The organism is Variovorax sp. J22R115 (assembly GCF_030317005.1).
In the GTDB taxonomy this organism is placed as follows: Bacteria; Pseudomonadota; Gammaproteobacteria; order Burkholderiales; family Burkholderiaceae_C; genus Variovorax.
This window is the reverse complement of the sequence record NZ_JASZYM010000005.1, coordinates 208,235-231,938: the sequence shown is the minus strand read 5'-3', so window position 1 is coordinate 231,938 and position 23,704 is coordinate 208,235. Positions and strand designations below refer to the sequence as shown.

Below are 23,704 nucleotides of genomic sequence, written 5' to 3'. Positions count from 1 at the left end.
CTCAAACAGTGGCCTGAGCCGTCAGCCGATAGCCGGCACCTCGCACCGTCTCCACCATCGCCGCGGCCGGGCCGAGCGACTCGCGCAGACGCTTGACGTGCACGTCGACCGTGCGCTCTTCGATGTAGACGTGATCGCCCCAGACCTTGTCGAGCAATTGCGCGCGACTGTGAACGCGCTCAGCATGCTGCATCAGAAAGCCCAGCAACTTGAATTCGGTCGGCCCCACCTTCAGCGGAGCGCCCTGCCAGGTCACGCGATGCGTCGCCGTGTCGAGCGCCAGCTCGCCGATCTCGACACGCTCGGTCACCGCTTCCGGCGCACGACGGCGCAGCACCGCACGAATGCGCGCCAGCATCTCCTGGGTGGAGAACGGCTTGGTGATGTAGTCGTCGGCACCGGCGTCCAGGCCCGCGACCTTGTCGGGCTCGTCGCCACGCGCGGTGAGCATCAGGATCGGCATCGCCTTGGTGCGCGAATCCTTGCGCCATTGGCGCGCCAGCTGCAGGCCGCTCTGCCCGGGAAGCATCCAGTCCAGCAACACCAGGTCAGGCAGGAAGGCATCGATCTCGCGTTGTGCAGCGGCGCCATCTTCCGCCCAGATGGGCTCGAAGCCATTGTGGCGGAGGTTGACAGCGATCAGCTCGGCGATCGAGGACTCGTCTTCAACGATCAGGATGCGGGGTTTCTTCATGAATCCTCAAATTCTCCATTCAATCCGCGTTCTGCGGGCGAGTCATTGAAGCTGCGCTTCGATGTCGTTCATCGAGGCGTGCCGCACGTCGGCGCCCTTGACGATGTAGATGATGAACTCGGCAATGTTCTTGGCGTGGTCGCCGATGCGCTCGATGGCCTTCGCCAGGAACAGCAGGTCGAGGCTGGCGGAGATCGTGCGCGGGTCTTCCATCATGTAGGTGACCAGCTTGCGCACGAAACCATCGAATTCCTTGTCGATCAGGTCGTCGTCCTTCAGGATCGACAACGCTGCGGCCGTGTCCAGCCGTGCAAACGCATCGAGCGCCTTGCGCAGCAGACCCGAGGCGAGATCGGCGGCGATGCGCAATTCCATCGAAGGCAACGCACGCGCCGATCCGCTTTCGATGATCGACTTGACCATGCGTGCGATCTTGTTGGCCTCGTCGCCCACGCGCTCCAGGTTGGCGGTCGTCTTGGAGATTGCAATCAGCAGGCGCAGGTCGCGGGCCGTCGGTTGACGGCGAGCAATGATCGACGACAGCTCGCGGTCGATCTCGATCTCCATCGCGTTGACGCGGTTCTCGGTCTCCATCACGCGCTCGGCCGCTTCGGAGTCGAACTGCTGGAGGGCATACACGGCCTGGTGAATCTGGGCCTCGACCATGCCGCCGAGCTCCATCACGCGCGACGATACGGTGTTGAGTTCGCTGTCGAACTGGCTGGAAAGGTGCTTCTCGGTCATGCGGTCTCCTTAGCCGAAGCGGCCGGTGATGTAGTCTTCCGTCTCTTTGCGCTTCGGCTTGAAGAACAGCTCTTCGGTCGCACCGAATTCGATCAGGTCACCCAGGTACATGTAGGCCGTGTAGTCGCTGCAGCGTGCCGCCTGCTGCATGTTGTGGGTCACGATGACCACGGTGTACTCGCTCTTCAGCTCGGCGATCAGCTCTTCGATCTTGGCCGTGGAGATGGGATCCAGCGCCGAACAGGGCTCGTCGAGCAGAAGCACTTCAGGCTTGATCGCGATGCCGCGCGCAATGCACAGGCGTTGCTGCTGGCCACCGGAAAGGCCCGAGCCACTTTGCTGCAGCTTGTCGCGCACTTCGGTCCAGAGGGCGGCCTTCTTGAGCGCCCATTCGACGCGATCGTCCATCTCCGAGGCACTAAGGTTCTCGAACAGCTTCACGCCAAAGGCGATGTTGTCGTAGATCGACATCGGGAACGGCGTCGGCTTCTGGAACACCATCCCGACCTTGGCGCGGATCAGCGCCACGTCCTGCTTCGAGGTCAGCAGGTTCTCGCCGTCGAGGGCGATGGTGCCTTCGGCACGTTGCTCCGGGTACAGCTCGAACATGCGGTTGAAGGTGCGCAGCAAGGTGGATTTGCCGCAGCCCGACGGACCGATGAAAGCCGTCACCTTGTTCTCGGGGATCTCGAGATTGATGCCCTTGAGCGCGTGGAACTTGCCGTAGTAGAAGTTCAGGTCCTTGACCGAGATCTTGGAGCGCGTCGGCTGAGCGAGTGTGGTTGCCATGGGGTTCAGAGTTTGTTGCGCGTGAGTACCCGCGCGAGGATGTTGAGCGCCAGCACCGCGACGGTGATCAGGAATACGCCGGCCCAGGCCAGCTGCTGCCAGTTCTCGTACGGACTCATCGCGAACTTGAAGATCGTCACCGGCAGGCTGGCCATCGGCTGCGACATGTCCGAGGTCCAGAACTGATTGCTGAGCGCCGTGAAGAGCAGCGGTGCGGTTTCGCCGGCAATGCGGGCCACGGCCAGCAGCACACCTGTGACCACCCCGGCGCGGGCGGCGCGCAGCGTGATGCTCAGGATGACTTTCCACTTCGGCGTGCCTAGCGCATAAGCCGCTTCGCGCAGGCCGGCAGGTATCAGCTGCAGCATGTTCTCGGTGGTGCGGATCACGACCGGGATCACGATCAGCGCCAGCGCCATCGCGCCGGCCAGGCCTGAGAAGGACCTGAAGTACGCCACCACCACCGCATAGACGAACAGGCCGATCACGATCGACGGTGCCGACAGCAGGATGTCGTTGACGAAGCGGACGATGTTCGACAGCCAGCCCTTCACGTTGTATTCCGCGAGATAGATGCCGGCCATGATGCCGATCGGCGTGCCGACGAAGGTGGCGAGAAGCACCATCGCCAGCGAGCCGAAGATCGCGTTCGCGATGCCGCCCGCCTCGTTGGGCGGCGGCGTCATTTCGGTGAGCGTGGCGAACGTCAGGCCGCCGATGCCGAGGCGCAGCGTCTCCCAGAGGATCCATATCAACCAGAAGACGCCGAAGGCCATCGCGGCCATCGACAGCGTCAGGGCGATGATGTTGACGCGCTTGCGGCTCGCGAACTTGGATGCGCGGGTCTCGTCGAGCGCCTTGGCGTTCAGGAGTCGTTCGGCCGTGGTCACGATTTCGTCCCTTCGCTCTTGCGCATCTGCATCAACAGGACCTTCGACAGGGAGAGCACCACGAAAGTGATGAAGAACAGCACGAGTCCCAAATACATCAACGAGGCCTGGTGCAGACCCGCGCCGGCCTCAGCGAACTCGTTGGCCAGCACCGAGGTGATGCTGTTGGCCGCCTCGAAGAGCGACAGCGAATTGAGCTGGTTGGTGTTGCCGATCACGAAGGTGACGGCCATCGTCTCGCCGAGGGCACGGCCGAGGCCGAGCATGATGCCGCCGATCACGCCGGCCTTGGTGTAAGGCAGCACGACCTTCGAGACCACTTCCCAGGTGGTGGAACCAAGGCCATACGCCGATTCCTTCAGCAGCGGCGGCGTCACTTCGAACACGTCGCGCATCACAGCGGCGATGAACGGAATGATCATGATCGCGAGGATGATGCCCGCCGACAGGATGCCGATGCCCACCGGAGGCCCGGACACCAGCGCGCCCAGGTAAGGCACGCCGTCAAACAGCTTCTGCAGCGGTTGCTGCACGTAGGTGGACAGGATCGGCCCGAACACCAGCAAGCCCCACATGCCGTAGACGATGGACGGCACCGCCGCCAGCAGTTCGATGGCCGTGCCGAGCGGGCGCTTGAGCCATGCCGGCGACATCTCGGTGAGGAAGAGCGCGATGCCGAAGCTCACCGGCACAGCGATCACCAGCGCGATGAACGAGGTGGCCAGCGTGCCGTAGATCATCACCAGGCCGCCGTACTCGTTTTTCACCGGATCCCACGCGCTGCTGGTGAGGAAGCCGAGGCCGAACTTCGAGATGGCGGGCCAGGCGCCGACCAGCAGCGACAGAAGGATGCCGATGAGCATCGCCAGCGTCAGCAGCGCGGCGCCCATGGCGGCCCAGCCGAACAGGCGGTCGGTGGTGGCGCCGGTGCGCGGCCGCTTAGCCGGCGGCGGGCTTGCTGTTGTGCGAGCGCGCTCGGCCGCGAGGTCGAGCGGGTTGGCACTTGCGGGGAAGGTGGATGACACAGGTCGCTCCGAAAGCGGCGCGCGATCAAGCGGAGTGCTCATGGCCGCGCGCCGTTCTGATTGGCTTACTTGAGTGCGGCGACGGGCTTGCCCGACGCGTCCTTGATGTCACCCCAGGCGACGACGATCACGCTCTTGACCTTGTCCGGCATCGGCACGTAGTCAAGGTCGGCGGCGGTCTTGTCGCCGTTCTTGTAGGCCCAGTCGAAGAATCGGAGGGTCGTGGCGGCCTGTGCCGGCTTGTCCTGCGCCTTGTGCATCAGGATGAAGGTCGCGCCGGTGATAGGCCACGATTCCTTGCCCGGCTGGTCGGTCAGCACCTGGTAGAAGGTCTTCGACCAGTCTGCGCCCGCAGCGGCGGCCTTGAAGGCCGAGTCGTCCGGAGAGACGAAGTTGCCGTCCTTGTTTTGCATCTGGGCGTACGTCATCTTGTTCTGCTTGACGTAGGCGTATTCGACGTAGCCGATGGAGTTCGGCAGGCGGTTCACGAAGGCCGCGACGCCTTCATTGCCCTTGCCGCCAGCGCCGTTGGGCCAATTGACGGCCGTGCCGTCGCCGACCTTGCTCTTCCACTCGGGGTTGGCCTTGCTCAGGTAGTTCGTGAACAGGAAGGTGGTGCCCGAACCATCGGCACGGCGCACCGTGGCGATGGCAGCGTCGGGCAGCGCGAGCGAGGCGTTGAGCGCCTTGATCGCCGGGTCGTTCCACTTGGTGATCTTGCCGAGGTAGATGTCGCCGAGAACCGTGCCGCTCAGCTTGAGCTCGCCGGGCTTGATGCCCTGAATGTTGACCACGGGAACCACGCCGCCGATGACGGTGGGGAACTGCATCAAGCCCTTGGCCTTCAGCTCGTCGTCGGTCAAGGGCATGTCGGAGGCGCCGAAATCGACCGTCTTGGCGTCGATCTGCTTGATGCCAGCACCGGAACCGACGGATTGGTAGTTGATCTTCGCGCCGGTGGCCTTGTTGAAGTCGGAAGCCCACTTCGAGTAGAGCGGCGCCGGGAAGCTGGCGCCGGCGCCAGTGGCGGCTTCCTGGGCAAACACCGGTGCGTGGGCGAAAGCCACGGCCAGAAGGCCGGCGGCTGCAAATTTGAACGTCGTTTTCATGATGCTTCCTTTGAACTGCACAAGGTCCCCTTTCGGGGCTTGGCACGGACTCTAGAAAGCTTGTGTGACAGCCCGATGACACCCGCCCACAGAGGAGAAGTCGACGCTTTTCGCGCGCTCCCGCATGACGCTGTCACACAACCGTCATGTGCCGGCTCTAGCCTTTCTCCCTCGCCGGGATACCGGTTGACGCAGGCGTGCGCAGCGAGGGCGCTACGATCACCCCCCGACTCCCCCACTTCAACATGCAAAACGGAACCCGTCTCGCCGCGGTCGATCTCGGCTCGAACAGCTTTCGCCTGGAAATCGGCCAGGTCGACCACGGCCAGATCCACCGCACCGAATACCTCAAGGAAACCGTTCGTCAAGGCAACGGCCTCGACAGCGACCGCAATCTCACGCCCGAAGCCATGCAGCGCGGCTGGGACGCGCTCGCCCGCTTCGGCGAGCGGCTTGCCGGCTTCAAGCGCTCCCAGGTCCGCGCCGTGGCGACGCAGACCCTGCGCGAGGCCCGCAACCGCGATGAATTCCTGTTGCGCGGACGCACCATTCTGGGTTTCGGCATCGACGTCATCACCGGCCGCGAGGAAGCCCGCCTCATCTATCAGGGCGTGGCGCACACCCTGCCCCAGACCGATGCCTCGAACCGGGAGCGCAGGCTGGTGGTCGACATCGGCGGGCGTTCCACCGAATTGATCATCGGCCAGGCGCTCGAAGCCGAGGTGATGGAGTCGTATCGGGTCGGCAGTGTCGCTTGGTCGATGAAGCACTTTCCGCTGGGTCTGTTCACGACGTCGGCCTTTCGCGCAGCCGAGATCGCCGCCAAGGCAGTGCTCGACGACGCGCTCGGCACCTATGTGCCCGACCGTTGGGACGTGGTCTACGGCGCCTCCGGAACCATCGGCGCCGTGGGCGATGTGCTGACCTTGGCCGGCGGCGAGCCGGGCCTGATCACCCGCGACGGGCTGGATTGGCTGGTCGACCGCCTGCTCAAGGCCGGCAGCGCCGACCGCCTGCGCATCGAAGGGATGCGCGAAGACCGCAAGGCGGTGATCGGCGGCGGCGTGAGCGTGCTGCGCGCCGTGTTCGACCTGCTCGAGATCGAAGAAATGAAAGTCGCGCAAGGCGCCTTGCGCCATGGCGTGCTGTACGAGTTGCTGGAGCGCGACGACACCGTGGCCGACCTCCGCACCACCACCGTGGCGCGGCTGGCCAACCGCTTTGCAGTCGATGCCGCACAGTTCAAGCGGGTCGGGGAAACAGCGGCCGGGCTGTTCGTGCAGCTCGACCCCAACGCACGTGGCGGCAGCACGACCAGCCGCGCCGGCCGCGCCCTGCGCAAGCTGGGCTGGGCCGCGCAGTTGCACGAGATCGGTGCGCAGATCTCCCACAGCGAATACCACAAGCACGGCGCGTACATCCTCGACAACGCCGACGCACCGGGCTTTGCGGTCAACGAGATGCACCTGCTGAGCCAGCTCGTGCTGGGCCACCGGGGCAAGCTGCGCAAGCTGGAGACTTCTCTGGACGACGAATCCTTCGTCTCGCAACTGTTGGCGTTGCGTCTGGCCGTGCTCCTGTGCCATGCGCGGCGCGATCCGGACCTGGAGGGGCTGCGGCTCGCACGGCCGGGCGGCGCCAGGCTGTTCACCATTGCCTGCCGCGCGGGATGGTCCGATCTGTACCCTCAATCGGCCCACCTTCTGCGGGAAGAAGTGCTGGCCTGGCAGAAGACCACCTGGCGCGTCGAACTCTCGGGCTGCTGAGCGCAGCCGTCTCTCAAAGCAGTTCCGGCGCCTGCACCGTGACGACCACGGTCTGCACGTCACCATCGCGCTCGCGCGTGCGAATCCACCAGACCGCGCCCTTGCGCACCGGGCAGCTGTCGTGCTGAAGGCCCAGCAGCAGCGAGATGGCCTGGCCGAGCGATGGCTGATGGCCAATCATGAGCACCACCGACTTGCCGTTCGGCCATCCCGCCGCGCCGAGTAGTGCGTCCGGCGTGGTGTCGGGCGCGAGTTCGCCGCGCAGCTTGTACTTGCGCCCGAGTGCCACGGCGGTCTGCTCGCAGCGGCGGGCCGGGCTGCAAATGATCCGCGTGCCTTCAGGCAATTGCCGATCGAGCCATGCCGCCATGCGCTTGGCCTGCTTTTCGCCCCGCGAGGTCAGCGAACGCTGCATGTCGTCGCAGCCTTCGGTCCAGTCCTCCGCCTCCGCATGGCGCCAGAAAATCAAATCCATGTGTGTCAATCCCGTAGTGCGGCGCGACGAAGTCCGCGCGACGCGTAGCGGTTCATGAGGGCGGTCTGCGCACCGTGGGCCTCGATGGCGCGGGAGGCGCCCTCCTCGCCCGGATGCGTGTCCTCGTAGACGCGGTGGTAGGCACCATCCGGGCCGAGGTCCCAGGCGTCTCGCCCGTCATGCAGATAAGCCACCAGGCATTCGTCGATGAGCCGCTGGCGCAGCACCGGATCGGTCACCGGCCAGGCCAGTTCGATGCGCCGCATCATGTTGCGGTTCATCCAGTCCGCGCTGGAGAGATAGAGCGATTCGTCGTGCGCCTGACGGAAATAGAAGACGCGCGAATGTTCGAGGAAGCGGCCGATCACCGAGCGCACCCGGATGTTGTCCGTCAGCCCCGGCACGCGGGCAGGCAATGTGCAGGCGCCGCGCACGATCAGGTCGACCTTCACGCCCTTCTGCCCAGCCCTGACCAAGGCGGCGATGAGATCCTCGTCGGTGAGCGCATTCATCTTCGCGACGATGCGCGCGGGCTCGCCGGCCGCCGCGGCAGCGCCGAGCGCTTCGATGCGGGCGATGAGATTGCGGTGCAGGTCGAAGGGCGCGAGCCACATGTGATTCAGCTTGGGCAGCCGGCTCTGGCCCGCCATGTGCACGAACACGGCCTCCATGTCGGCCGTCAGCAGCGGATCGGCCGTCAGGTGGCTGATGTCGGTGTAGAGCGCTGCCGTGCGCGGGTTGTAGTTGCCGGTCGACAGATGCCCGTAGCGCCGCATCTGCTTGCCCTCGCGGCGCGTGACCAGCAGCATCTTGGCGTGTGTCTTCAGCCCGACCACGCCGTAGACGACCTGCGCACCGATCGATTCGAGCATCTCGGCCCAGTTGATGTTGGCCTCTTCGTCGAAACGCGCCTTGAGCTCCACCACCACCGTCACTTCCTTGCCGCGGCGCACGGCTTCGCGCAGCAGGTCCATCATTTCGGAGTCCGTGCCGGTACGGTAGATGGTCTGCTTGATCGCGAGCACCTGCGGGTCCTGGACCGCTTCGCGCAGGAACGCCAGCACGCCTTCGAAGCTTTCGAAGGGCTGGTGGATCAGCGCATCGCCCCGCTGCAGCCTGTCGAAGAAGGACTGGCCCGGTGACAGGGTGACCGGATAGGACGCCTGGTACGGCGGAAAGCGAAGTTCGGGCTCATCGAGCAGGTCGATCAATTGCGTCAGTCGGGCCAGGTTCACCGGCCCGTGCACCCGATACAGCGCCTGCGGTGGCAGGTTGAATTGCGCCAGCAGGAAGTTCGACAACGACTCGGCACAACTCGACGAGACTTCCAGCCGAACGGCCTGCCCGTAGTGGCGGTGCTGCAGACCTTGACGAAGCGCCGTGCGCAGGTTCTTGACGTCTTCCTCGTCCACCGCGAGGTCGGAATGCCGCGTCACCCGGAACTGCGAGAACTCGCCTACCTCGCGCCCCGGGAACATGCTCGACAGGTGCGCCCGAACGATGCTGGACAGCGCAATGAACAGCGTCTTGCCACCCGCCACCTTGGACGGCATGCGGATCACGCGCGGCAGCACGCGCGGGACTTTCACGATGGCGATGGGGTTCTCGCGCCCGAATGCGTCCTTGCCACTGAGGCGCACGATGAAATTGAGCGACTTGTTGGCAACCTGCGGAAACGGGTGCGCCGGGTCCAGTCCCACCGGGATCAGCAGCGGCCGTACCTCGCGCTCGAAATACTCATGCACCCACTTGCGCTGCGCCGGATTGCGCTCGCCATGCGAGATGACCTGGATGCCCTTGCTCACGAAGGCCGGAATGAGCTCGTCGTTGTAGAGCGCGTATTGCCGCGCCACCAGCGAGTGCGCCGCTTCGGCCAGCCGCTCGAACGATTCGACCGTGTAGTTGCCCTTGCGGTCGCCCGCCACGCTCGCGCCGAGGTGCGGCGCGGCGCGCACCTCGAAGAACTCGTCCAGGTTCGAGGAGACGATGCACAGATAGCGCAGCCGCTCGATCAGCGGCACCTCGGGTCGATACGCCCAGTCGAGCACCCGCTCGTTGAACGCAAGGATGCTGTGATCCCGATCGAGCAAGGTCAGAACGGGTTCGGCGGCAACGGTCAACCTGTCGCTGATGGCAGGCGGCATGGAAAAGGATTCTGGAACAGCCGGCACGGAAGCATTCAAAAGCCAAAGCATGACAGTGTCCGGCGCAGATGTGACATTTACATGACAAAAGCGTGACGGGTTCCCGGCGCTGTCTTAATTGCCGAGGAAGTGCTTCCGGTACCGCGCCGGCAGGTCTTCGATGCGCATGAGCATCGGCAGGTCGGCGGTGTTGAAGTCCGGATCCCACGCCGGTGGGCCCAGCACCTTGGCGCCCAGGCGCAGGTAGCCCTTGATGAGCGCGGGTGGCTCGACGGCCAGGTCGCTGTCGAGGCGGTGCACCGGCAAGGGCAGGCGCGGCTGCACGTGGTACTGAATTGGCGCCATGTGCGTGGCCGAAAGCTGACGCCAGATGCTCGCCGCCGCATCGCCGCTGGTCACACCGTTGTGCCACATGGGGATGCTGGCGCAGCCAATCATCGTGTCGAGCTTGTTGCGGTTCATGAATCCGGCCAATGCCCCCCAGAGCGCCAGGATCACGCCGCCCTGGCGATGGTCGACGTGCACGCAACTCCGGCCGAGTTCGACCATGCGCTCGCGCAGGTCGCGCAGGCGGGTCAGGTCGAATTCGGTGTCGCTGTAGGTGCTGCCGACGCGACGGGCCTGCGCCGGCGTCAGCACGCGATAGGTGCCGATGACGCGCTGCGTGGACTCCTCGCGGACCAGCAAGTGCTCGCAGAAGTCGTCGAACAGGTCGATGTCGTGGCCCTCCACCGGCGTCGTGAGGCGGGCCCCCATCTCGCCGGCAAACACTTCGTAACGAAGACGTTGTGCGGCGCGAACGTCATCCAGGTGACGAGCCCAACCCACGCTGATGCCACCGCCGCTGGTTTCGCCGGACGGCGCCAACGCCTGCGGCACGGGTATTGCTGAAGGAACCTGGACCGGATGGGGCGCAGGCCACAAGGCGGCGCGCAGGCCCAACTGCGAGAACGGAAACGTGGGCGTGGGTAGTTCTTTCATGCGAGACCCTTTCTGCCGACGGAGTCTCGGGATCTGCGGTGAAACAAGCGTGTCATTCCGATGGCAATTGGATGACGCGCACGCGCGAGGGCGGCATCAGCTTTAATTCTGCAGATCACCCACTGGAGTTTTCTTGATGGCTACCGAAAGAATCGAGGTCGAAACGCGCCGCCACCAGATGTTCCCGGTGCTGAGCGCCGCCGACATTGCCCGGATCCGGCGCTTTGGCACCGTGCGCCACTACGACCGCGGCGCCTGCCTCTTCAGGGCTGGCGAGCCCGGCCCCGGCATGTTCGTCGTGCTGCAGGGCACGGTGGCGATCAGCCAGCGCGACGGGCTCGGCCATGTGGTGCCGATCGAACACCAAGGCCCGGGCCATTTCCTGGCCGAGATCGCGCAACTTTCGGGACGGCCCGCGCTGGTCGACGGCCACGCACAGGACGACGTCGAAACCCTGCTGGTGCCGCCCGACCAGTTGCGTGCCCTGATCATTGCGGAAGCCGACCTCGGCGAGCGCCTGGTCCGCGCCATGATCTTGCGGCGCGTGGCGCTGATCGAATCCGGCGCCAGCGGCCCGGTTCTGATCGGGCCACCGCAGTCGGCTGCGGTGCTGCGGCTGCAGAACTTCCTGGGACGAAACGGCTACCCCTATCAGGTGGTCGATGCCACGCAGGACGTCGACGCCGCCGCCTTGCTCGAGCAGTACGGCGAGTCCGAACTGCTGGTGGTCTGTCCCGACGGATCGGTCATGCCCAACCCGACCGAGCATGCGCTGGCACGATGCCTCGGCATGGTCGACAGCATCGAGCACGAAGACCTGTTCGACGTGCTCGTGGTCGGCGCCGGCCCCGCCGGGCTGGCGACGGCCGTGTATGCGGCTTCCGAGGGCCTGCGCGTCATCGTGATCGATTGCCGCTTCTTCGGCGGACAGGCTGGGGCGAGCGCGCGGATCGAAAACTACCTCGGCTTTCCCACCGGCATTTCCGGCGGTGCCCTGGCCGGGCGGGCCTACGTGCAGGCGCAGAAATTCGGCGTCGAGATGCTGATCCCGGCGCAGGTCTCAGCGCTGGATTGCAGCCTGGCCGAAACGCAGGGCCAGGTCTCGGTCCAGCTCGTCGATGGGCGGAAGCTGCGCTCGAAGACCTTGGTGATCGCCAGCGGGGCACGCTACCGCCGGCCCGAGGTGCCGCGCCTGTCGGAATTCGAAGGCCGCGGCATCTGGTACTGGGCCTCCGCGCTCGAAGCCAAGCTGTGCGCGCAGCAAGAGGTCGCCCTGGTCGGCGGCGGCAACTCGGCCGGACAGGCGGCGGTGTTCCTGTCGCAACACGCCGCCAAGGTCAACGTGCTGGTGCGCGGTCCGTCGCTGGCGGCGACGATGTCGCGATATCTCATCGACCGCATCGAGGCGACGCCCAACATCGCACTGCGCCCGCACACCGAACTCGTGCACCTGCACGGTGAGCCGACCAGCGGCCTGAACGGTGCCACCTGGCGCGACCGGCTCAGCGGCAATGAGGAGGACTGCCCGGCCCGCAACATCTTTCTGTTCATCGGCGCCGTCCCTGAAACCGACTGGCTCGAAGGCTGCGGCGTCGCGCTCGACAAGCACGGCTTCGTGCTCACGGGCCAGGCTGCCCGCGGCGGGTTTCCGGCGAAGACGGCCGCCCCGCTCGAATCCAGCGTGCCCGGCGTCTTCGCAGTCGGCGACGTGCGATCGGGCTCGGTCAAGCGCGTCGGCGGCGCCATCGGCGAAGGCGCCGCGGTCGTCGCGCTCATTCATCAGCACTTGGCATCTGCAGCGGCCGCTGCCTGATCCGCATCACGAAGTCACCAAGGAGGTTCGATGTCCGTGTACCCCTGCTCCCACGTACCGAACGTGATCGTCCCTCCGACCTCGGCCGGCTGCGAGGAATGCCTGGCCTTGGGCGACGAGTGGGTGCACCTGCGCCTGTGTGTCCATTGCGGCCATGTGGGCTGCTGCGACTCGTCGAAGAACAGGCATGCCAGCCAGCATTACGCAGCAACCGGACACGCCGTCATCGCGTCGCTGGAACGGGACGAGGACTGGATGTGGTGCTTCACGCACAGCAGTCAGGTCGGGTAGTCCGGCGTCTGCACGAAAAGCCCGCGAGGGCTATGCTGGCCGGCCTTGTCATCACCCACGGATCCAGAGACATGCCCCAAGCACCCATCGACGTCTACTCCTGGCCCACGCCCAACGGCCACAAGATTCACATCATGCTGGAGGAATGCGAGCTCCCCTATCGCGCACATCCGGTCAACATCGGCAAGGGCGACCAGTTCGAATCGGCCTTCCTGAAGATCAGCCCCAACAACAAGATTCCCGCCATCACCGACCCCGAGGGACCGGATGGCAAGGCGATCTCCCTCTTCGAGTCAGGCGCCATCCTCGTCTACCTGGCCGGCAAAACCGGCAAGTTCCTCCCGACCAGTGACCGGGCACGTTACGAGGTCCTCCAGTGGCTCATGTTCCAGATGGGCGGCGTCGGCCCGATGCTCGGCCAGACGCATCACTTCCGAAACTACGCGCCCGAGAAGATCGGCTACGCGATCGACCGCTATTCGAACGAAGCCAGGCGCCTCTACGGCGTGATCGACAAGCAACTCTCGGCGAACAAGTTCATCGCCGGGAAGACCTTTTCGATCGCCGACATCGCCATCTTTCCCTGGCTGCGAAGCCATGAGAACCAGGGCATCGTGCTCGCGGACTTTCCCTACGTGAAGGCATGGTTCGACGGCATCGCGGCCCGTCCTGCAGTGCAACGCGGCGTGAAGGTGCTGGCCGACCTGCGCACGCCGATCACCGGCGAAAAGGAACGCGAAATTCTGTTCGGCAAGACCCAGTATCAACGGCGCTGAGTCCAAGTCCGGATTCAGGCCCGCGAAAAAGGTTAGAATCGAAGGCTAGTCGGGGTGTAGCGCAGCCTGGTAGCGCATCTGGTTTGGGACCAGAGGGTCGAAGGTTCGAATCCTTTCGCCCCGACCATCAAAAAAGTGATCGAGGACAAGCATTCAGGTGCTTGTCCTCTTTTCATTTGCGCTGAGCTTGGAAACTTTGCTGCAGCGGGTAAGCTGCCCCTGATGAAGCACCTCACGCAACTCCTCCTTCTCAGTGCAGTCGCGTTCGCTGGCCTTGCCTCTTCGGCGGAGACTGCGGCGCCGGCGACGAAATCCACCAGGTCCTGCCACTGGGACCGGCAAACGGGCCGCATGATCTGCCAGCGGGTCCGCGCACCCGCCACGCCCGCGCCGCCGCCTGTCTCGAAGCCGAACCCTCAGCAGTCCGGCACACCTTGAGCAGGGTCGCGCCTTTGGCCGCTCAAGCGCCGAACGTATAGCGCAACCCGACCCAGGCAGTGCGCGGCGCACCGGGCGAGAACAGCGTCGCGCGGTTGACCGGGAAGTCGCCATTCGCGTTCGCCGGCAGCGGCCGGGCGATGAAGTTGCCGTTCACGGTGAAGCCATTGGTGCCAAGCAGGCCACCAGTCGTGTACTTGCGATCGAACAGGTTGGTGATCTGCACGAACAGCTTCACTCCCGGCTTGGGCTTGTAGTCCACGCCAAGGTTGAACACCGCGTAGCCCCCGCTACGCCCCGGGCCGGTGTAGTAGAGCCCGTCGGGCGTGTGCAGGCCGTTCTCGTTGCCGCGCACGGAGGTACCGCTCACCGCGTTCATGTCGGCGCCGATGCGCCAGGACGCGTTGGGCTCCCAGTCCGCGTAGAGCTTCAGGATTTGACGCGGCAGCTGCGGGATGCGATCGCCCGGATTGATCTGGATGGTCCCTTCCGTGCCGGGGAAACCGTCCACGGCGGAACTGTTGCTGCTGTTGCCGGAACCGTCGATCGTCTCCGTGCTGCGGTACGTGGCATCCAGCAGGCTCAGGTTGCCGCCCACGGTCCAGGCACTGGTGGGCTTGGCGAGGAGCCCCATCTCGACCCCTTGCCGCCGTGTCTTGCCGAAGTTCTTGAAGTAGCCGAAACCACTCGAACTGTCCGAAACGAAGAGCAGGTCATCGCGGTTGTCCGAGCGGAACACGCCAAAGTTCCAGGCCAGGGTCCCGGTCACTGTGCCGCGCAGTCCGGCTTCGAAGGTGGTGGTGACGACCTGCTTGAGAGGCGGGTCGCCCGCGAAGGAATTCGGCAGCTTGCACGGGCTCGCGGGATCCGCGCAACCCAACTCGATCGCCGTGGGCGCCCTGCTGCCCTGGTTGGCGCCAGCGTAGAAGGTCACCATTTCATTCGCCGCAAAGGTCAATCCGACGGCCGGGTTGAACCGGCTGAAGGTGTGTTCGCCGTCCAGCGAACCGGGGCCGCCGCCCGGAGTCAGGCCATCGACATTCGTCACCGAGGTGTGGTTGTAGCGGCCGGACAGCGTCAGATGCGTCTGCGTGTTGAGCGCCATGGTGTCGGTGGCATAGATGCTTCCGGTGCGCGAGCGGCTTGACAGGTCGACCCGCGCATCGAAGGCGTCTTCGGACGATTGGGAACCGTCGGCAAAGGCTCCGGGCCCGAACACCGGTGTGATCGTGCGGTCGGGGTTGATGTAGCCGAACTGCGCGCCTTGCGTGAAGGTCACGCGACTGGCGTCATAGGCGGCGCCGACGACGAACTGGTGCCCGACGCTGCCCGTCGTCGCCTGCGCCGACAACTGGCCTGCGAGGCCATAGTTGGTCTGTCGCGCCTGCGTCTGGTTGATCAGGCCGTTGCACTTCTCGTTCGGCTCGTCGTTCAGCAGCGCGTTCGCGATGCAGCGCCACTTGGGAAAGGGCGTGTTCGATGCGTTCTCCCCGCTGGTCGGGAATCCCGTGTATCCGGCGGCCGCCAGTGCCGCCCGCTCGGCGGCGTTGGGCTGGTAGACCGCCTGGTCGAGGGAGTCGTCGTTGATGTCGCCGTTGAAGGTCCTGGCCCTGATGTTGCGATAGTAGACGTTGCCCGAGAGGGTGAGCGTGTCACTCAGGGCCTGCACGGTGGCGAGATTGAGGAAGGCGGACCGATTCTGGGTGTTGTCGGGGATGGTGCGAACGCTGGCCCAGTCACGCTGCAGGGCGCCCTGCTCCTGCACGCCGTTGCCGGTCAGATCGTTATCGGCGAGCGCGACTGTCAACGACACATCGCCATCGCGTGTCTTGTGGCCGACTTTGGCGAACAGCTGGCGCAGGTCGGAAGGCGATTCGGTGCGCCAGCCGTCTTCGTGGAAAACGTTGCCGGTGACGTACCAATGCACGCCGTTGTCGACGTTGTAGCCGCCGGTCTCGAACTCCGCGGCCGCACGGCCGTAGGAGCCGCCCAGCACCTGGACCGAAGTGCCCGGGTAGTGGATGCCGTCCTTGGTCTGGATCGACAGCGCGCCGCCCAGGGTGTTGAGGCCGAACAGGGGATTGCTGCCCGGCATCAGGGCGATCGACGCGATGGCCGTGCGCGAGAACAGGTCCCAGCTGACGACATCGCCGAAGGGCTGGTTCAGGCGCACGCCATCCAGGAACACCGAGAGCCCCTGCGGCGTGCCGAGCAGCGGTGACGCCGTGAACCCGCGGTAGTTGATGTCGGGCTGGAAGGGATTGCCCTGGGTCTCGTTGACGCTCACGCCGCCGATGGCGCGAGCCAGGAAGTTCGACAGGTCGAGCGAATGAAAGCGCTCCATGTCTGCGCCGGTCGCGGTTTGCACATTCGACGGTATCTGGTCGCGCGGCACGTCGAGGCCAGGCAGCGGCGTGACCGCGATGACGTTGATGGTGGGCAGATCGGGCACACCCTGCGCGGCCGGAGGGGATTCCCTTGCGGGCTCGACCTGTGCGTGGGCCGCCAGGCCATGGCACAGCAGCAGGGCTGCCGCGGCCACAGGCGCTGACGAGAAAACAACGGCGCGAGCGTTGCCTGACATCTTGTCTCCTCGGGTGATGAAGTTCTTATCGCGCATGACGGCGCGCCCCTCCCCCAAGTTATCGCACCGCGTTCGAATGCGACAGGGAAGATTTCCCGGCGTAAATCAGGGGTTGTCGGCAGGTATGAGGCCGTGCCGGAGCGCCAGGTGCGCCATCGCGGCCGTGGTGGTGACGCCCAGCTTGTCCTTGATCAGGCTCTGGATGTTCGAAACGGTTTTCTGACTCAGATGCAGCGTGTCGGCACAGCTGGCCACCGACTCGCCGCGCGACAGCAGGCGGAAGATTTCGAATTCGCGCTGGGTCAGTGAATCGAAGCCCGATGACTCGACGGTGCCGTCGAGAAGGCGCCGGGCCAGAGCCGGGCTCAGGTAGCGGCGACCCTCACGCACGCTGTGGACCGCATCGATGAGGCACTCGGGCGGACTGCTCTTGGAGACGAAGCCGAGCGCTCCGAGCTCGAGCGCGCGGCGCACCAGCATGTTGGTGTCGTGCATGCTGAAGACCAGCGTGCGCGCGTGCGCATCGCGTTCGCGCAGGCGGCGAATCAACTCGAGTCCGCTGCAGCCGGGCATCGCGAGATCGGTGACGGTGATGTCCGGCTTATGGACTCCGAACAGTCCGAAGGCCTCATCGACACTGTCCGCCTGCGCAACGACCGCCATGTCGCCGCCCTGCTCCAGCAGGTGGCGGTAGCCCGTGCGCACCACGGGGTGGTCGTCGACCAGCAAAAGCCGGATCACGCCGCCTCCGCACGGACTTGCGGGGCCGCGGGCAACCGCATGCGAATCCGCGTGCCGGCGCCCGGCGCGCTGTCGGCCTCGAAGCTGCCGCCAAGTGCCGCGGCGCGCTCGGTCGCGCCGAGCAGGCCGAAGCCGCGCCTCGGCGATGCGACGGTGAAGCCGCGGCCGTCGTCCTCAACGCTCAAGCTCAGGCACTGCGAAGTCGCAGCGAGCTCGATCAGCACGCGCGTGGCATTCGCGTGACGCACGACGTTCGCCAGCGCTTCCTGGGTCACGCGGTAGATGGTGGTGTCGATGGCTTCGCCGCGCTCATGCAGATCGCCCTGGGAATGAAACTGACAGGGCACGCCACTGCGCGTCGCCCACGCCTCGCACAACGACTCCATCGCGGCGACCAGGCCCAGTTGATCGAGTTCCGCCGGCCGCAATCGCCGCACCAGGCGCCGAACGCCCTCCTGCAGCAGTTCGGCAGACGCGGCGGCGCGGCGCGCGGCTTCGCCGATCTGTTCGAGCGAGGACGAGCGCTGGATGTAAGTGGCCTCGATGCGGATCGCGGTGCAATGCTGGCCGAATTCGTCGTGCAACTCGCGCGCCAACGCCAGCCGCTCGCTGTCCTGGAGTGCGATCAGTTCTTGAGCGAGTTCGCGGTTCTGGGCCAGCAGGCGCGCAGCTTCTTGCTGACGGCGCCGCGCGTACCAGGCCAGGCCCAGAGACAGTGCCATCAGCGTGAGCGGGACTTCGTCGACCTGCCATGCCTCGGCGTGCTCGAGGATCGCGGCCAATCGTTCCCGCACCTCGAACGCGCTCGACAGCACGAAGGTCAGCACCGTCCCGCCAAGCACCCAGGCGAGATCCCATCGCCCCGGGAAGGAGGCACGCGAACGCAACAGCCGCCACACAGCTCTCATCTGCCATCCCTCCAGTTCGAGCACTCGCGCGGCCAGCATCGAGCACGTCAGCCGCAGGCATTCGTACAATCGATTTTGCCTCCAGCCGACCTGTTTCCGAGGTCCCCATCTACCCGAGGTGTCCCTATGCCCCATCCGACTGCGACACCCTTCGGTACCTGGTCGTCGCCCGTCACGTCCGAACTCGTGGCGAGTGCCGCGATCAACCTTGCCGATGTGTTGCTGGATGGCAGCGACGTGTACTGGGTCGAAGGCAGGCCGCAGGAAGCCGGGCGCCATGTGCTCGTACGTCACAACGAAGACGGGGCGAAGCTCGACGTCACGCCGCCGCCTCTTTCCGCACGCACGCGTGTTCACGAGTATGGCGGCGCCGCGGCGCTTGTCGCGGACGGCATCGGCTACTTCAGCAACTTCCAGGATCAGCGGCTCTATCGCATCGAAGGCGGCGGTCCTCCCGTGCCTCTCACGCCACCCCCTGCTTCAGGCCAACCCGATGCCGCGCTTCGGTACGCCGACGGACGGATCGACAAGGGTCGCCACCTGTGGATCGGCGTGCGCGAGGATCACCGGCAAGCAGACAAGGAGGCCATCAACGCGATCGTGGCGCTGGATGTGACGTCGGAAGGAGCCGGCAACGTGCTGGTCCAGGGGCATGACTTCTACGCCTCTCCGCGCCTCAGCCCGGACGGTCGCCGCCTCGCCTGGCTCGCGTGGGACCACCCACGGATGCCATGGGAGGGCACCGAGCTTTGGGTCGCGGCGTTCGACGGTACCGCGGTGGAGAACCCGACCCGGGTCGCCGGGGGTCCCGGCGAATCCGTATTCCAGCCGGAGTGGTCGCCCGATGGCGTCCTCCATTTCGTGTCGGACCGGTCCGGCTGGTGGAACATCCATCGAACGGATGCGAGGGGCAACGCCGTCAATGTCTGTCCGAAGGCGGCGGAATTCGGACGACCGCAATGGAACCTGGGGATGTCGACCTATGCATTTCTGTCGCCTGCAGAAGTGGTGTGCACGTACGTCGAGGGTGGCCTCGGCAAGCTGGCGCTGCTGGACCTCGAAACCGGCTGGCTGACGGATATCGACCTGCCCTACAGCGACTTTTCGTCGGTGCGAGCACAAGACGGAAAGGTGGCTTTCAAGGCCGGGGCTCCGACGCTGGCGAGCGCGATCGTGGTGCTGGATCCGCGCTCGGGCAAAGCCACGGTGATTCGAAAGTCCAGCACCCTCGCCGATGACCCGGCGATCCATCGACACCTTGCCGCACCCCAACCGATCGAGTTCCCGACGCGGCGCGGCCAGACCGCGTTCGCCCATTTCTATCCGCCGAGGAATGCCGACCATCTCGCCCCGGACACCGAACTGCCGCCGCTCCTGGTCCGATGCCATGGCGGGCCGACCTCTTCGGCGTCGATCACGCTCGACTTGCGCACGCAGTTCTGGACCAGTCGAGGCGTCGCGGTCGTCGATGTCGACTATGGCGGAAGCTCCGGCTACGGTCGCGCCTACCGCGAGCGCCTGCACGGGATGTGGGGCGTCGTCGACGTCGAGGACTGCGCCGCCGCCGCGCGCTATCTGGTCGACAAGGGATGGGTCGATGCAAGCCGGATCGTGATCACCGGCAGCAGTGCCGGGGGATTCACGGTGCTCGGTTGCCTCACCTCCAGCGATCCTGCCGTGCGCCGGATGTTCCGGGCCGGCGGCAGCCACTACGGGGTCAGCGATCCGGAGGCCCTGGCCCGGGATACGCACAAGTTCGAGTCCCGCTACCTGGACTGGCTGATCGCGCCTTACACGGACACGGACGGTCATCGCGAAACCTACCTCGAGCGCTCCCCCGTTCGCCATGCCGACCGGCTGACGGCGCCAGTCGCGTTCTTCCAGGGTGCGGAGGACAAGATCGTCCCGCCGAGCCAGACCGAGCTGATGATCGCGGCGCTTCGTCAGAAAGGGATCACCACGCAGTACCTGCTCTTCGCGGGAGAACAGCACGGCTTCCGTCAGTCTTCGAACATCCAGTGGGCGCTGGATGCGGAGTTCTATTTCTTCAGCACCCTGGTCTTCCGCAGCCACGGCGCCGCATAGCGCGCCAGGAGCAGGCAGAACGCCAGACCTGCCAGGACGAAGCGGCTGCCGGTGCGAACCGACGCCGGCTTGGCCAGAGCGGGCGACGTCAACGCTGCCGCCAGCCGTTCCCGCGATTGCAGACGAAGAAACACCATGCCCTGCTCGCCGGCCAGCAGACGCAGATAGCCTTCCCGCAGCGACGACAGGTGTTCGAGTCCCGGCGTGGCGCCGAGCATCGGAGCGGCCGCACCCGCGTTCTCGTCTGCCAGTGTTTCGCCACGCACACTCGCGCCGCGTCCCTGGCTGCGCAGATCGGTCTGCATCACCTCGTCGGCTCGCCAGAAGCCGAGCGGCTGTCCTTCGGGATCGGTCTTGGGGATCGGCGATGGAAGCTGGTCGCCCACACCCACGATCAGCCCCGGGACTTCGCCCGGCTTGTCGTCGAAAGAGGGCCGGTAGTGCGCGTTCAGCGGCGGCGCCTCCTGCCCGTCGGTGACGAACACCAGCGACGGCGAGTCCGGCAGTTGCTTGGCGATGCCGATCGCACTGTGCAACCCCTTGGCGATCTCGCTGTTGCCCGACCAGGCCATGCGCGCATCGATCTGCGCCAACGTCGAACGCAGCTCGCTCAGGTTGGCGCACACCTCGATCGGCGCGAGCAACAGCAACGCACGGTACTCGGTGAAGATCGCCCAGCCCACCTTCGAGCCGCACGGCAACTGCAGCAGCGATTGCCGCAAGGCGTGCTTGGCGAAAGCAAGGCGCGAGACCGGCTGGCCATCGATCTGCTCGTCGGTGACATTCATGCTCTGGGTCACGTCGAGCACGATCACGTGATCGAACAGCGAGCGCTCCATCATCACGCCCGGATCGATCAAGCTGGCCGCCAGCGCGAGGGCGGCCAACGACAGCAGCCAGCGGTCGGTGCCGCGCCGCCACGAGACGCGCAATCGGTGCCAGAGCGTCATGGCAGACCCGGCGAGTAGCCGCGCATGGTGGTGGCCGCACGTTCGGCGTCTCGCCTGGTTTCGGGCGGCGCGACGTCCATCTCGTCGGGATCGGGGAGCAGGCGCTGTGCGCGCTCCAGGTTGTAGCGCGCATCCCAGTATTGCGGGTCGACGCGCAGCACGTCGCGGTAGATTTCCTTGGCGAGTTCGATCAGCGCGATGGCCTTGCCGGGCTCGGCGCCGGCTTGCACCACCACCGCCTGACGCATCAGCAGGTTGGCGCTGTTGTAGCGAGCCGCCTGGCCCAGCGGCGAATCGTCTTCCAGGCTGCGATAGAGGCGCAGGGCCGCGTCGTCGGCGCCGCTGTCGGCCCGCGCATGGGCCTGCGCGAATCGCACCTGGACCGGCACATCCTTGTCATCGGCCGGCAACGGGCCCGAGACAATCGCTTCATTCCACATATGCTGCCGCCAGGTGTGCGCGCCATCGATTGCCGCTGCAGCGGCGACCACCGCGAACAGACCCAGCACCACGCGCGTGCGTCGCTGCGAGCTCATGCCCATCGCCGGATCTCCGCCAGGTTGGCTGCCAGCAGCAGCAGGATGCAGCCCAATGCAACACCCAACACCGGTGCCGACACGTCGCGCCTCGGCATGGTGTCGAGGTAGGTGATGGGCAGGTTCTCGAGACGGTTCACCGCATCGATGGCCTTCTTCAGCGCCTCGGGATCGCTGGCCTCGTAGGCACGGTATGAAGTGCCGAGCGATTCGAAGAAGCGATGCAGCGCGTACTCCGGCACCGACTCGACACTCTCCGGCGCTTCGCCCTTTTCCAGGATCAGTCCCGGGCTGTTGGTGGAGCGAAGGTAGATCCAGTAGAACGTGACGCGATGCTTGCGCGCAAGGTAAGCAATGCGCTCGCGGGCATCGGTGTCCAACCGGTCGCCGCCGTCGGACACCAGCATGACGATGCGCGAGCCGGTATAGGGACGATCGTCGAAGGACGACAGCGCCGATTGCAGCGCGAGGCCGATGTTGGTTTCCGAGAGGCCGCGGCCCACGTCGCCAGCCGCAATGGCGGCCTGGATCGCTTCGTTCTTCTGCGTGAACTCCAGGACCCGGATCGGCAAGGTGCTGAAAACGATCATGCCGAAGCGGTCGTCCTGCCGCTTGGCGATGAACTCCGACAGCAACTGCCGGGCGACCTTGCCCTTGGATTCGCGCATCCGGCTCGACTGCTTCATGTAGTAGTCGATGACCTCGGGGCTGGTGCCCTTCATCGCCGCGCCCGAGGGTCGTGCGCCCGCGAAGCCCTGGTCCATGCTGCGGCTGCGATCGAGCACCAGCACAATCTCGGCGCCCTTGCCGATGCGTTCGACCTCGTACTCCGGCCAATAGGGGCCAGCCATGCCGATGTCGAGGGCCGCGAGCGCCAGGACACCGATGATGCGCAGCGCCCAACCCAGAAGGTCGGAAGACCGGTCGCGCGGCATCAAGGCGGCCCAGCCGTTGTCGAGCGCACTGCCCGACCGCGCGAACAGCGGCAGCAGGGCCAGAGGCAACAACCACAGCAGCCAGGGATGGTCGAAGCTCATGCGGCACCTCGCTCGGCATCGCGGCAACGCCGACAGAACCCGATCAGCCAGCTTCGGTCGGCACCGGCTTGCGGCTGCTGCTCGTCCTTGCCGAAGAACTCGAGGCGCGACTGCCGGAAGAACCTGCCGAGGTCGTCGCGCAAATGCGCGAACTGCGGTTTCGCCGTGACAAAGCGATCGACGCCCTCCTCGAAAACGACCTCTCCCATCGTCCGGTTCAAGGCGCCATGAAGATGCTGGAACGCCTCGCGCCATTGCCGCTCGGGACTCGCCGGCGTCAGGTCGCGCAGCGCGCGCCACGCCAGCGTGAACGGCCGATGTGCGCGTGTCCACCACGGCAGGCCGATGTACACGTGGGCAAGGTAGCCCAGCAGCACCAGCGCGACGAGGCCGTAGGCGGCGAGGCGCCAGCGCGCGAAGCGCGTGTCGATCAGCGGCGGGGCCGCGTCGGGCTGCAGTTCGCCGAGGCCGCGCCGGGGCGAGACCTCGACCGGCACCAGTGGCGAAACCGTCACCGGCCAGGCTTCGACGCGGACCTCCTGCGCCCGCGGCTGCCCCTTGAAGCGCAAGGTGAACCCCGGCATCTCGAGCGTGCGCGGTTGCGGCGGCGAAAGAAACACCTGATAGGCCAACGTCAGTTCATGGCGCCGCCCTCCGGGCTCGGCACTGCTGCGTCGCACGACGCTGCGCAACTCGAGGGCGTTGCCGCGCGGGCCGGCCTGCGGCACGCTGGACTCGTCGAGCACGAGGCCGTCCGCAGCGTCGACCGTGACGGTGCGCGACACCCTGTCGCCAAGCTGGTAGCCGAAGGCCCTCGGTTCACTCAGGGTGGCATCCACCTGTCCCGGAAGCATTGCTGCGCAAGCCGCCGATGCGACCCAGCCCAGCAGCGCGCCGCAGAGCTTGCGTGAGGCCAGGGCCATCTGCC

At 65.8% G+C, this 23,704-nt stretch carries 21 protein-coding genes and 1 tRNA gene; 6 read left to right on the top strand and 16 right to left on the bottom strand.

Annotated elements, in window-relative coordinates; genetic code table 11:
* Position 1 precedes the first annotated feature (1 nt).
* From phoB to pstS, 6 genes are read right to left on the bottom strand one after another with little or no spacing between them, the layout of a single operon-like run.
* Positions 2-694 (bottom strand): phosphate regulon transcriptional regulator PhoB, encoded by a 693-nt coding sequence (phoB, locus tag QTI04_RS10905; protein WP_286598564.1) that lies wholly within the window; start codon positions 692-694, stop codon positions 2-4.
* Between the two features lie 42 nt (positions 695-736).
* Positions 737-1,438, bottom strand: coding sequence for a phosphate signaling complex protein PhoU (gene phoU / locus QTI04_RS10900; RefSeq protein WP_286566028.1), 702 nt, complete (start codon positions 1,436-1,438; stop codon positions 737-739).
* A 9-nt stretch (positions 1,439-1,447) separates the two neighbouring features.
* Positions 1,448-2,227, bottom strand: coding sequence for a phosphate ABC transporter ATP-binding protein PstB (pstB, locus tag QTI04_RS10895; RefSeq protein ID WP_286566030.1), 780 nt, complete (start codon positions 2,225-2,227; stop codon positions 1,448-1,450).
* A 5-nt stretch (positions 2,228-2,232) separates the two neighbouring features.
* Complete coding sequence (pstA, locus tag QTI04_RS10890) at positions 2,233-3,117, bottom strand: phosphate ABC transporter permease PstA (RefSeq protein WP_286615619.1); 885 nt, start codon at positions 3,115-3,117, stop codon at positions 2,233-2,235.
* Complete coding sequence (gene pstC, locus QTI04_RS10885) at positions 3,114-4,184, bottom strand: phosphate ABC transporter permease subunit PstC (RefSeq protein ID WP_286598566.1); 1,071 nt, start codon at positions 4,182-4,184, stop codon at positions 3,114-3,116. The genes pstA and pstC overlap by 4 nt, the downstream gene beginning before the upstream one ends.
* A 23-nt stretch (positions 4,185-4,207) precedes the next feature.
* A complete protein-coding gene (gene pstS / locus QTI04_RS10880) occupies positions 4,208-5,251 on the bottom strand; it encodes a phosphate ABC transporter substrate-binding protein PstS (protein ID WP_286598567.1) in 1,044 nt (347 codons plus the stop codon).
* Between the two features lie 245 nt (positions 5,252-5,496).
* On the opposite strand from pstS, the gene QTI04_RS10875 reads away from it, so the two are divergent.
* Complete coding sequence (locus QTI04_RS10875; RefSeq protein WP_286615618.1) at positions 5,497-7,017, top strand: Ppx/GppA phosphatase family protein; 1,521 nt, start codon at positions 5,497-5,499, stop codon at positions 7,015-7,017.
* A 13-nt stretch (positions 7,018-7,030) separates the two neighbouring features.
* Here QTI04_RS10875 and QTI04_RS10870 read toward each other — a convergent pair whose 3' ends face one another.
* From QTI04_RS10870 to QTI04_RS10860, 3 genes are all read right to left on the bottom strand, one after another.
* Positions 7,031-7,492 (bottom strand): histidine phosphatase family protein, encoded by a 462-nt coding sequence (locus QTI04_RS10870; RefSeq protein WP_286615616.1) that lies wholly within the window; start codon positions 7,490-7,492, stop codon positions 7,031-7,033.
* 5 nt (positions 7,493-7,497) lie between these two features.
* The gene (gene ppk1, locus QTI04_RS10865) at positions 7,498-9,636 is read right to left on the bottom strand and encodes a polyphosphate kinase 1 (RefSeq protein WP_286598572.1); all 2,139 of its coding nucleotides are present in this window, start codon (positions 9,634-9,636) and stop codon (positions 7,498-7,500) included.
* A 114-nt stretch (positions 9,637-9,750) separates the two neighbouring features.
* Entirely contained in the window at positions 9,751-10,617 is an 867-nt protein-coding gene (locus QTI04_RS10860) for a GNAT family N-acetyltransferase (RefSeq protein ID WP_286598573.1), read from the bottom strand.
* 136 nt (positions 10,618-10,753) lie between these two features.
* On the opposite strand from QTI04_RS10860, the gene QTI04_RS10855 reads away from it, so the two are divergent.
* The 4 genes from QTI04_RS10855 to QTI04_RS10840 all read left to right on the top strand — a co-directional run bounded on the left by QTI04_RS10855 (position 10,754) and on the right by QTI04_RS10840 (position 13,624).
* On the top strand, positions 10,754-12,430 hold the full coding sequence (locus QTI04_RS10855) for an FAD-dependent oxidoreductase (RefSeq protein ID WP_286598574.1): 1,677 nt from the start codon (positions 10,754-10,756) through the stop codon (positions 12,428-12,430).
* Between the two features lie 30 nt (positions 12,431-12,460).
* Positions 12,461-12,721 (top strand): UBP-type zinc finger domain-containing protein, encoded by a 261-nt coding sequence (locus QTI04_RS10850; protein ID WP_286598575.1) that lies wholly within the window; start codon positions 12,461-12,463, stop codon positions 12,719-12,721.
* Between the two features lie 71 nt (positions 12,722-12,792).
* Positions 12,793-13,497: a glutathione binding-like protein gene (locus QTI04_RS10845; RefSeq protein ID WP_286615614.1), complete on the top strand. Its 705-nt coding sequence runs from the start codon at positions 12,793-12,795 to the stop codon at positions 13,495-13,497.
* A gap of 50 nt (positions 13,498-13,547) precedes the next feature.
* A tRNA-Pro gene (locus QTI04_RS10840) sits at positions 13,548-13,624 on the top strand.
* 333 nt (positions 13,625-13,957) lie between these two features.
* Here QTI04_RS10840 and QTI04_RS10835 read toward each other — a convergent pair.
* The 3 genes from QTI04_RS10835 to QTI04_RS10825 form a co-directional block, all read right to left on the bottom strand.
* Entirely contained in the window at positions 13,958-16,519 is a 2,562-nt protein-coding gene (locus QTI04_RS10835) for a TonB-dependent receptor (RefSeq protein ID WP_286615613.1), read from the bottom strand.
* A 105-nt stretch (positions 16,520-16,624) separates the two neighbouring features.
* Positions 16,625-17,260 (bottom strand): response regulator transcription factor, encoded by a 636-nt coding sequence (locus QTI04_RS10830; RefSeq protein ID WP_286598581.1) that lies wholly within the window; start codon positions 17,258-17,260, stop codon positions 16,625-16,627.
* The gene (locus QTI04_RS10825; RefSeq protein WP_286615611.1) at positions 17,257-18,168 is read right to left on the bottom strand and encodes a sensor histidine kinase; all 912 of its coding nucleotides are present in this window, start codon (positions 18,166-18,168) and stop codon (positions 17,257-17,259) included. The genes QTI04_RS10830 and QTI04_RS10825 overlap by 4 nt, the downstream gene beginning before the upstream one ends.
* A gap of 126 nt (positions 18,169-18,294) precedes the next feature.
* Between QTI04_RS10825 and QTI04_RS10820 the strand changes: the two genes are divergently transcribed.
* Positions 18,295-20,253: a prolyl oligopeptidase family serine peptidase gene (locus tag QTI04_RS10820; protein WP_286615609.1), complete on the top strand. Its 1,959-nt coding sequence runs from the start codon at positions 18,295-18,297 to the stop codon at positions 20,251-20,253.
* Here the strand turns inward: QTI04_RS10820 and QTI04_RS10815 are convergent.
* Genes QTI04_RS10815 through QTI04_RS10800 form a run of 4 tightly spaced genes read right to left on the bottom strand, consistent with a single transcriptional unit; the run spans position 20,208 to position 23,699 of the window.
* Entirely contained in the window at positions 20,208-21,203 is a 996-nt protein-coding gene (locus tag QTI04_RS10815) for a vWA domain-containing protein (RefSeq protein ID WP_286615608.1), read from the bottom strand. The genes QTI04_RS10820 and QTI04_RS10815 overlap by 46 nt on opposite strands.
* Positions 21,200-21,739: an MxaK protein gene (locus QTI04_RS10810; RefSeq protein WP_286615606.1), complete on the bottom strand. Its 540-nt coding sequence runs from the start codon at positions 21,737-21,739 to the stop codon at positions 21,200-21,202. The genes QTI04_RS10815 and QTI04_RS10810 overlap by 4 nt, the downstream gene beginning before the upstream one ends.
* Entirely contained in the window at positions 21,736-22,776 is a 1,041-nt protein-coding gene (locus QTI04_RS10805) for a vWA domain-containing protein (protein ID WP_286615604.1), read from the bottom strand. Before QTI04_RS10805 ends, QTI04_RS10810 begins: the two co-directional genes overlap by 4 nt.
* A complete protein-coding gene (locus QTI04_RS10800) occupies positions 22,773-23,699 on the bottom strand; it encodes a hypothetical protein (RefSeq protein WP_286615603.1) in 927 nt (308 codons plus the stop codon). The genes QTI04_RS10805 and QTI04_RS10800 overlap by 4 nt, the downstream gene beginning before the upstream one ends.
* Positions 23,700-23,704 lie beyond the last annotated feature (5 nt).